Source organism: Mycobacterium sp. (assembly GCF_040509115.1).
GTDB lineage: Bacteria > Actinomycetota > Actinomycetes > Mycobacteriales > Mycobacteriaceae > Mycobacterium.
On sequence record NZ_JBEVLO010000130.1, the window covers coordinates 1 to 8896 of the forward strand.

Here is an 8896-nt window from a genome sequence, read left to right on the forward strand (position 1 = left end):
CCTCGTCGGGGTACTTGGTGCCGCGCGCCTGGGCCAGCGCCAACCCCACCAAGTAGTTGGCGGCGATCTGCGCCAGGAACGTCTTGGTCGACGCGACGCCGATCTCCGGCCCGGCGCGGGTGTAGAGCACGGCATCACACTCGCGGGGGATCTGACTGCCGTTGGTGTTGCAGATCGCCAGCACCTTGGCCTTCTGTTCCTTGGCGTGGCGCACGGCCTCGAGGGTGTCGGCGGTCTCGCCGGACTGCGAGATGGCGATCACCAGCGTGCTGCGGTCCAGCACGGGATCGCGGTAGCGGAACTCGCTGGCGAGCTCGACCTCGACCGGCAGCCGGGTCCAGTGCTCGATGGCGTACTTCGCCAGCATCCCCGAGTGGTACGCCGTGCCGCAGGCGACGATGAACACCTTGTCGATCTCGCGGAGCTCCTGATCGCTCAGGCGCTGCTCGTCGAGCACGATGCGGCCGTCGGCGAAGTGCCCGAGGAGCGTGTCGGCGACCGCGGCGGGCTGCTCGGCGATCTCCTTGAGCATGAAGTACTCGTAGCCGCCCTTCTCGGCGGCGGACAGGTCCCAGTCGATGTGAAACGGCCGAGAAGGGACGTCCTCGTTGCCGTGGAAGTCGGTGATCCGATAGCCGTCGGCGGTGATCACGACGGCCTGGTCCTGACCCAGCTCGACGGCTTCGCGGGTGTGCTCGATGAAGGCCGCGACGTCGGACCCCAGGAACATCTCACCGTCGCCGACGCCCACCACCAGCGGAGTGGAGCGGCGCGCCGCGACGATGGTGCCCGGGTCGTCCGCGCTGGCGAACACCAGCGTGAAGTGGCCCTCTAGGCGTGGCAGCACCGTCATCACCGAGCCTACGAAGTCACCGGCCGTGGGTCCGTGGTGGTACTGCCAGGACACCAGGTGCACCGCGACCTCGGTGTCGGTGTCGCTCGCGAACTCGACGCCCGCGGACTCCAGCTCGGCGCGCAGCGCGGCGAAGTTCTCGATGATCCCGTTGTGGACGACGGCGATCTTGCCCGCCGCATCACGATGCGGATGGGCGTTGCGGTCGGTGGGCCTGCCGTGGGTGGCCCATCGGGTGTGGCCCATTCCGGTGCTGCCGATCAGCCCCTCGGAGTCGGCTTCGGCGAGGGCGGCCTCCAGGTTGGCCAACCTGCCCGCCCGGCGTCGTACTGCCATTCCGCCCGCGCCGTCGAGCAATGCCACGCCGGCGGAGTCGTAACCTCGGTACTCCATCCGGCGCAGGGCGTCGACCACGATGCCGCGGGCTGGACGCTTCCCGACGTAGCCGACGATTCCGCACATGGCTCACTAGGGTAGTGCAGCCCGCGGTTTCCGCTCTTCGCGTGCACGCGAGCAGCCCCATTGCCCAGCTCTGCGCTACGGTCATCGGGTGGCTAGCACGAAGAAGCTCTTCGCTGCACTGACCCGTCGGGGTCCGCATCGCGTTCTCCGCGGCGACCTGGCCTTCGCCGGTTTGCCGGGGATCGTGTACACCCCCGAATCGGGGATGAACCTGCCGGGTGTGGCGTTCGGCCACGACTGGCTGGCCGCCGCCGACCGCTATGCCGGCACGCTCGAGCACCTGGCGTCGTGGGGCATCGTCGCGGCCGCGCCCGCCACCGAGACCGGGATCTCGCCGTCGGTGCTGAATCTGGCATACGACCTGGGTACGACCATCGACATCATCACCGGCGTGCGGTTGGGGCCGGGCAAGATCAGCGTGCACCCCACGAAGCTGGGCGTCGCTGGCCACGGTTTCGGCGGTTCTGCCGCGGTTTTCGCCGCCGCAGGCATGGCCGACAGGCTCAAGACCGCGGTGGCGCTGTTCCCGACCGTCAGTGCACCGCGCGCCGAACAACCTGCGGCGACGCTGCGGGTACCTGGTTTGATCCTCGCCGACCCCGGCGATCCCATGTCGCTGCGCTCCAACGCCGTCGAGTTGGCCCGGGCCTGGAAGCCTGCGACGCTGCGGGACGTGAGCAAGGTAACGGCCGGCGGCCTCGTCGAAGGCCGCCGACTGGCTCGCGCCCTGAAGCTTCCCGGCGCCGACAAGGGCACGCAGAAGACGGTCCGTGCCTTGCTCACCGGCTATCTGTTGCACGTGCTCGCCGGGGACAAGACCTACCGCGACTTCGCCGACCCGGACGTGGCGCTGCCCAAGGCAGAGGTGCTCGATCCGTTCTCCGGCGACCCGCTCGAGCTGGAGAACAAGGTCGTCGCCCTGCTCAAGCCCTAGGCGGCAGTCCTGACCGGCTGGCACCGGAGGACCTGGGCGCGCTAGCAGCCGTCGTCGCCTACCCGATACCCCAACCAACTGGTTGGGAGTGGTATAACTCCGGGATGCGCACCGGAATCTTCCTGAGCTATGCGAGCGGCTTCCGCGAGGCGGCCGACCAGGTCGTCGAACTGGAGAAGTGCGGTGTCGACATCGCCCTGGTGGCGGAGGCGTACTCGTACGACGCGATCAGCCAACTGGGCTACCTCGCCGCCAAGACCTCGACCATGGAGCTGGGCTCCGGCATCGTCCCGATCTACACCCGCACACCGTCGCTTCTTGCGATGACCGCCGCGGGCGTCGACTACGTCTCCGACGGCAGGTTCCGGCTCGGCATCGGCACCTCGGGACCGCAGGTGGTGGAGGGGTTCCACGGCATCCCGTTCGACGCGCCACTGGGCCGCACCCGCGAGGTCGTCGAGATCTGCCGCCAGGTATGGCGCCGTGAGAAGGTGTCCTACGAGGGCAAGTACTACCAGGTCCCGCTGCCCGCGGACCGGGGCACTGGGCTCGGCAAGCCGCTGAAGCTGATCAATCACCCAGTGCGCGAACGCATTCCGATCGCGATCGCAGCGCTGGGACCCAAGAACGTCGAGCTCACCGCCGAGATCGCCGAGGGCTGGCAACCGTTGTTCTACTACCCCGAGAAGGCCGACGACGTCTGGGGTGACGCCCTGCGCGCTGGCGCCGCCAAGCGCGACCCGGAGCTCGGCCCGCTGGACGTGATGGTCTCGGCCAGCCTGGCCATCGGCGACGACGTCGAGGAGCGGCTGGCATGGGCGAAACCCCAACTCGCGCTGTACATCGGCGGCATGGGCGCCCGCGGCAAGAACTTCTACCACAACCTGGCCACCCGCTACGGCTACGGCGAGGTCGCCGACCGCATCCAGGATCTCTTCCTTTCGGGCAACAAGGCCGAGGCGATCGCCGCGGTGCCCGACGACCTCGTCCGCAACGTGTCACTCGTTGGGCCCGCCAGTTTCGTCAAGGAGCGCTTGGCCGCCTACGCCGAGGCCGGAGTCACCACGATGCTGGTGCACCCGCTGTCCGGTGACGAACGCGAAACGGTGCGCTTCTGCGAGGAACTCGTCGGACTGGCGAACTGAACTAACCCAGCAGCGTTCCTCCGTCGACCGTCACGACGACGCCGGTGCCGAACGTCTGCTCCATGCAGTACACGTAGGCCCGCGCCACGTCCTCGACCTCACCGATCCGGCCGAGGGGAAGCTCGTCGGCCGTCGCGTCGAACATCGCCTGGCGCTGCTCGGCGGCGAACGAGTCCCACAGCGGCGTCCGCACCACGCCGGGGGCCACGGCGTTGACGCGGATCGGCGCGAGTTCGACGGCCAACGCGGTCATCGCGGCGTTCATGGCACCGCAGACGCTGACGGGCAGGACGCCGAACTTGGGCTGATGCGCCGCGGTCCCCGTGGTCAGCGTGATGGATCCACCCGTCCTGATGCGTGGGGCGAACGCCCGCACCGCGTTGAGCGCGCCGATGAAGCGCGTGGCGAAGAAGTCGGAGATCACCTCGCCGCTCAGCTCGGCCAACGTGCCGAGGACCAGTGAGTCCCCCGCGGTGTACACCAGGTGGTCGATCTCGCCGACCTCACCTGCAAACCGCTCGAGCGCCGCCGGGTCGGCGAAGTCGACGGCGAATCCGCTTGCGCCATCGGTCAACTCCGCCAGGGCGCGATCGACGCTGGATTGCTTTCGTGACGCGACGATGGGGATGGCGCCACGCTCGGCGGCCGCGGCGGCGACGCCAAGACCGATGCCAGAGGTGCCGCCGATGACCAGGACTGTCGTGTTCTTCAAACTCATGACTCCACGTTCCGCGCGCCCGTCCCGTCCGTCCAAGACCCTTTTCGTCGTCGAGCGATACCCTCGGGGTATGGCCAGCCCCGATCTCGACATGCGCAAGCTGCGTTACTTCGTGGCCGTCGCCGAGGAGCTGAACTTCGGGCGGGCGGCCAAGCGCCTTCACATCGCCCAACCCGTGCTGTCCCGCCAGATCCGGGCCCTCGAGGACGAGCTCGGCGCGCACCTGTTCGCACGGGACTCACGGGGCACCACGCTGACCGCGCCAGGCCTTCAACTGCTCGAAGACGCTCGCTTCCTGATCGCCGAGTCGAAGGCATTGCGCGAGAGACTCTTTCAGGCATCGACGCCGTTGGTCACCGTGTCCGTTGGAGTACTTCCCGGATTGTTGGCCACGGCGGCGGTCCGGATGTTCGAGGCGGCCGATCCCCATCGGCGGGCCGAGGTGACCGCGATCATGTGGAATGACCAGGTCAATGCCGTGCACCGCGGCGATGCCGACGTCGTGTATGCGCGGGAACCGGTCGACTCCGCCGGCTTGGGCACCGCTGCGCTGTTGGAGGAACCGCGGGATGCGCTGATCTCGGCAGCCGACCCGTTGGCGGCGAGAACGACACTGACCCTGAGTGACCTGGCGTCGCGACGACTCCTTCAACCGCCGGGCACGGTGCCCGAATGGTATGCGGTCGCCGACGCCGAACAACGACGCGCCTCCTCCCGCAAGACGGTCTCCACCGTCGAAGAGAAGTTGGAAGGTGTAGCGGCGCAACAGGGTTTCGCGATCCTGCCGCGGTCCACCACGAAGTTCTACCGGCGCCCCGACGTGCGGGTGATCCCGATCGAAGACGTGGGGCCCAGCCGCGTCACGCTGATCTGGAATGCCGAGGTCGCCGACGCCGTGCGCGACGAGTTCGTCACCGCGGCGCTGGCGTGCCGCGACCAGACGATCTGATCGACGCCCGATCCGGCTTCGGCCACGAGGCAAGATGGTTGCGTGCCTAGCCTGTTTCCCCCGGCCATGCCCGCAGGCGCGCTCTCAGCGGCGCCCCAACCCACGATCGCGGTCCAAGGCATCGCGCTGCTGCGACCGTGGATTCTCGACGATGCCGCCGCCGTCGTCGAGGCGTTCGACGATCCGGCGATCAGGCGATGGCACGTGGCACGCGCTGATTCGATCGATGAGGCGCTCGAGCTGATTGCACGCTGGCAGAGTGGTTGGGCGAAGGAGTCCGAGTGCAACTGGGCGGTCGTCGACCCGGACGACGAAGTCCTGCTGGGCCGCATCGCACTCAAGGGGTTGAATCTGCTCGACGCGACGGCTGAGGTCGCCTACTGGATGTGCCCGACGTCGCGGGGCCGAGGCGTGTGCACCCAGGCCGTCGTCACGTTGTCCCAGTGGGCTTTCCGATGCGCAGGCTTCCATCGACTGGAACTGGATCATTCCACCAGCAACCCCGCGTCCTGCCGGGTGGCCGTGAAGTCCGGGTTCCGAGCGGAGGGTATTCGGCGCGGTGCGGCATTGCATGCCGACGGCTGGCACGACATGCACGTTCATGCCCGTCTGAGCGACGACGACGCACGTCCCGAAACCTAGCCACGGGGCTCAGCTGCTCGTGGCATGCACGTTGCATCCGGCGCGGGCTACTCCCCCACCTGCGGCAGCTCGTCTGCGGCAATCTCGCACGGCGTCGGCTCCGCGGGCCCTGCGAGACCTTCCGCGACGATCGGCGAGTCAGGCGGCGGTGGCTCTACGGGTGGCGGCGGGACTACGGTCGTCGCGGGTTCGGGGGTCGTCGCGGGTTCGGGGTCGGGTTCGGGTTCAGGTGCGGGTTCGCCGTCGGCCTGCGGGTCCGCACTCTGGTCGTCACAGGCCGCGTCGTGGGCCACCTCCTCCTCGGTTGGCGCGCCGTCCTCGGCTGGCGTGCCGTCCTCATCGGTGAGCTCGGCCCCCGGATCGACGACGTCGGGACCATCGGTCAGTTCCTCCAGCGCCGCGGGTTCCACGGCCGCGGCATCGGCCGATCCGAACAGCGACCCGATCAGGTCGGCCAACTGCTGACCGAATCCCGCGAGCCCGCCGAACGACGACGGCGCACCGCCCACCTCACCCATGGGCGGCGAGGCCAACCCTGGACTGGTCGGCGCGCCCGCGGGCTCGGCCGGTGGCGGCCACGCGGATGCGCTGGGCGCGGGCGCCATCCAATCGGCAGGCGCCGGTGCGCCTCCGGCGGGTACCACGGCGGCAGGTACCACGGCAGGTACCGCGGCGGCAGCCGGGGACACCGCGGCCACCGAAGCAGGCCCCGGCCACACCGACGCCGCGGCCTCCGAGGTGCCTGCCGACTGAGTGACGGCGGCGAATTCGGGGCGCGGACCAAATTCGCCAGGGACCTCGAACACGACGGGAGCGCCGGTGGACACCGCCGCAATCGCGGTGTCGTACGCCGTGCCGATCGACGCGATCGTCGAGCGCATGGCGCCCACCCATTCCGATCCAATGTCGTTGTGCACGAAGGGTTTCACCTGGAGGTCGACGAGCTCACTGGCCGCAGCCAGATCACCCGCACCGGTGGTCACCGTCCTGGCCGCGGTGAGCCACTCGGCGCGTTGCGCCTGATGCCTGGCGTCGATGCCCTGCACCGTGTCGACCTTCGCGTCGACCGCACGCCAGAGCTCATCCCGTAGCGACCCCAATGCATCGGCAACCCGTCTGACCGCGCCGCTGACCTCGTTGCCGGACCTACCACTGCGCCAGGCGAATTCACCAGCTGACGTCGCGCCTCGACCGCTCCACGCCCTGGCCAACTGGGCCTCGAGGTCGACGTGCATGCGTGCGGCGGCCTCAGCCTCGCCCGCCGCTGCCGCGAACGACGCGCTGTCGGCGTGCAGCGCGGGCAGGTCGAGGCCGTCCTCACTGCCATACCAATCGCGTAGCTGTCCGGCGCGCGCCGTGAGGTCCTGGTGTCGGTAACCGAGCCGATGACACGCCACGACGTACTCCTCGACCACCTCGACGGCGTGGCTGCCCTCCGCCAGCCGCGCAGCGGTGTCGTACTCGCTGCCGTCCATCACGCCAACCGCGCGGCGGCACGGGCCTCGACATCGGCATAGTGAGCGGCAGAGACCCTGATTGCGGAGGCAATCTCACGCAACGCGCGAGACCAGGTCTGCAGCTGTGCGACGACCTCGCCGACGGCCTGTCGCAGCGAGTCGCCGCGCGGTGCGTACTCGCGACCTGCGGCGGCACCGTCGAAGCGAAGCCGGGTCAGATGGGTTCGCGCCACCTCGTCGACGGAATCGGCGACCTCGTCATAGCGACGGGCGACCAGTAGCAGCGCGCCCACGTCGACGCGCGCGGATTCGGTTTCTCCCATGCCGGTTACGACGCAGAGCGGGCCGATCCGGTTCCACGCCTCAGCGTTGTTCGCTGACCGACTCGGCGACGCGTGACGCCAACTGTCGGGCGGTGTTCTCGTCGGCCGCCTCCACCATGACCCGGACCACCTGCTCGGTTCCCGACGGCCGCAACAGAATTCGTCCCGTGTCGCCGAGCTCGGCCTCGGCCTGCGCAACGGCGGAGATCACCGAGGGAGCCTCGGCCACAGTGGCCTTGTCAGCCACTTCGACGTTGATCAACACCTGCGGCAGCGTCTTCATCGGTGCGGCCAGGGCCGCGAGAGTCGACCGCGTCTGCGCCATGCGCGCCATCACCCGCAACCCGGTGGCGATCCCATCACCGGTGGTGCCCAGTGAGGGCATCACGATGTGGCCGGACTGCTCGCCGCCCAGTGAGTAATCGCCCGAACGCAGTTCCTCAAGGACGTAGCGGTCGCCGACGGCGGTGGTCAGCACCTCGATGCCCGCACCGCGCATCGCTAGGTGCAGGCCGAGATTGCTCATCACGGTGGCCACCAGCGTGTTCGATGCCAGCTCACCTGCCTCGTGCATGGCCAGCGCGAGGATCACCATGATGGCGTCGCCGTCCACGATCTGCCCCGTCGCGTCGACCGCAAGGCAGCGGTCCGCGTCGCCGTCGTGCGCCAGGCCCAGGTCGGCACCGTGGGTCAGCACGGCCTGCTGGACGACGTCCATGTGCGTGGATCCGCACCCGTCGTTGATGTTGAGCCCGTTGGGTTCCGCGTTGATCGCGATGACATTGGCGCCCGCAGCGCGGTAAGCCAGCGGCGCGGCGGTCGACGCGGCGCCGTGCGCGCAATCCACCACCACGGTCAGCCCGTCGAGCGGATCGGGGGCCGCCGTGGCGACGTGCGCCAAGTAGCGTCCGAGAGCATCCTCGGCGTCGACGACGCGGCCGATGTCCGCGCCGACCGGTCGCGTGCCAGGACCCGAACTGACGAGGTCCTCGATGCGGTCTTCGGCGTCGTCGTCGAGCTTGTGCCCACCGGTGCCGAAGATCTTGATGCCGTTGTCGGGCATCGGATTGTGCGATGCGGAGATCATCACACCGAATTCGGCACGGTAGGCACCGGTCAGGTACGCGACGGCGGGCGTCGGCAGAACACCGACGCGTAGCGCGTCCACGCCCTCACTGGTGATGCCCGCGATGACGGCTGCTTCGAGCATCTCGCCGCTGGCCCGTGGGTCGCGTCCGACGACGGCGACCCGGCGGGCCTGGGTCCCGGACCCAAGCCGTCGGGCGGCGGCAGACCCCAGCGCCACCGCCAACTCGGCGGTCAACTCGCGATTGGCGACGCCACGGACTCCGTCGGTGCCGAACAGCCGGCCCATACTCCTCCTAGATACACCGCGAGCAGTGCGTGGCCGGG

Annotated in this window: 9 protein-coding genes; 4 read left to right on the forward strand and 5 right to left on the reverse strand. The window is 69.1% G+C overall.

The genetic code is table 11. The features are described 5' to 3' along the window. Positions 1-1315, reverse strand: a 1315-nt coding sequence (glmS, locus tag ABW137_RS09975) for a glutamine--fructose-6-phosphate transaminase (isomerizing) (RefSeq protein WP_526399381.1), incomplete at its 3' end; no start/stop codon positions are given. Between the two features lie 88 nt (positions 1316-1403). Here glmS and ABW137_RS09980 point away from each other — a divergent pair. Both ABW137_RS09980 and ABW137_RS09985 read left to right on the forward strand, forming a co-directional pair. Then, a complete protein-coding gene (locus ABW137_RS09980; protein ID WP_526399383.1) occupies positions 1404-2249 on the forward strand; it encodes a dienelactone hydrolase family protein in 846 nt (281 codons plus the stop codon). Positions 2250-2353: 104 nt separating this feature from the next. After that, on the forward strand, positions 2354-3394 hold the full coding sequence (locus tag ABW137_RS09985) for an LLM class F420-dependent oxidoreductase (protein WP_526399385.1): 1041 nt from the start codon (positions 2354-2356) through the stop codon (positions 3392-3394). Between the two features lies 1 nt (position 3395). Here ABW137_RS09985 and ABW137_RS09990 read toward each other — a convergent pair whose 3' ends face one another. Next, positions 3396-4112, reverse strand: a complete 717-nt coding sequence (locus ABW137_RS09990; RefSeq protein WP_526399387.1) for an SDR family NAD(P)-dependent oxidoreductase — start codon at positions 4110-4112, stop codon at positions 3396-3398. Positions 4113-4182: 70 nt separating this feature from the next. Here ABW137_RS09990 and ABW137_RS09995 point away from each other — a divergent pair, with 70 nt between their 5' ends. Together ABW137_RS09995 and ABW137_RS10000 are read left to right on the forward strand one after the other, a co-directional pair. After that, positions 4183-5061, forward strand: coding sequence for a LysR family transcriptional regulator (locus ABW137_RS09995; RefSeq protein WP_526399389.1), 879 nt, complete (start codon positions 4183-4185; stop codon positions 5059-5061). Positions 5062-5103: 42 nt separating this feature from the next. Further along, a complete protein-coding gene (locus ABW137_RS10000; RefSeq protein WP_526399391.1) occupies positions 5104-5703 on the forward strand; it encodes a GNAT family N-acetyltransferase in 600 nt (199 codons plus the stop codon). Between the two features lie 47 nt (positions 5704-5750). Here the strand turns inward: ABW137_RS10000 and ABW137_RS10005 are convergent, their stop codons facing one another. The 3 genes from ABW137_RS10005 to glmM are packed head-to-tail and all read right to left on the reverse strand — an operon-like array spanning position 5751 to position 8858. Then, positions 5751-7178 (reverse strand): hypothetical protein, encoded by a 1428-nt coding sequence (locus tag ABW137_RS10005; RefSeq protein WP_526399392.1) that lies wholly within the window; start codon positions 7176-7178, stop codon positions 5751-5753. Then, the gene (locus tag ABW137_RS10010) at positions 7178-7483 is read right to left on the reverse strand and encodes a DUF7162 family protein (RefSeq protein WP_526399394.1); all 306 of its coding nucleotides are present in this window, start codon (positions 7481-7483) and stop codon (positions 7178-7180) included. Before ABW137_RS10010 ends, ABW137_RS10005 begins: the two co-directional genes overlap by 1 nt. 40 nt (positions 7484-7523) lie before the next feature. Further along, positions 7524-8858 carry a phosphoglucosamine mutase gene (gene glmM / locus ABW137_RS10015; protein WP_526399396.1) on the reverse strand — a complete coding sequence of 445 codons (1335 nt, stop codon included), beginning with the start codon at positions 8856-8858 and terminating at the stop codon, positions 7524-7526. Positions 8859-8896 lie beyond the last annotated feature (38 nt).

Excerpts from the sequence above, each read along its gene's own strand:
- ABW137_RS09985 (WP_526399385.1), top strand. The coding sequence starts at position 2,354 with ATGCGCACCGGAATCTTCCTGAGCTATGCGAGCGGCTTCCGCGAGGCG.
- ABW137_RS09990 (WP_526399387.1), bottom strand. The coding sequence starts at position 4,112 with ATGAGTTTGAAGAACACGACAGTCCTGGTCATCGGCGGCACCTCTGGC.
- ABW137_RS09995 (WP_526399389.1), top strand. The coding sequence starts at position 4,183 with ATGGCCAGCCCCGATCTCGACATGCGCAAGCTGCGTTACTTCGTGGCC.
- ABW137_RS10005 (WP_526399392.1), bottom strand. The coding sequence starts at position 7,178 with ATGGACGGCAGCGAGTACGACACCGCTGCGCGGCTGGCGGAGGGCAGC.
- ABW137_RS10010 (WP_526399394.1), bottom strand. The coding sequence starts at position 7,483 with ATGGGAGAAACCGAATCCGCGCGCGTCGACGTGGGCGCGCTGCTACTG.
- glmM (WP_526399396.1), bottom strand. The coding sequence starts at position 8,858 with ATGGGCCGGCTGTTCGGCACCGACGGAGTCCGTGGCGTCGCCAATCGC.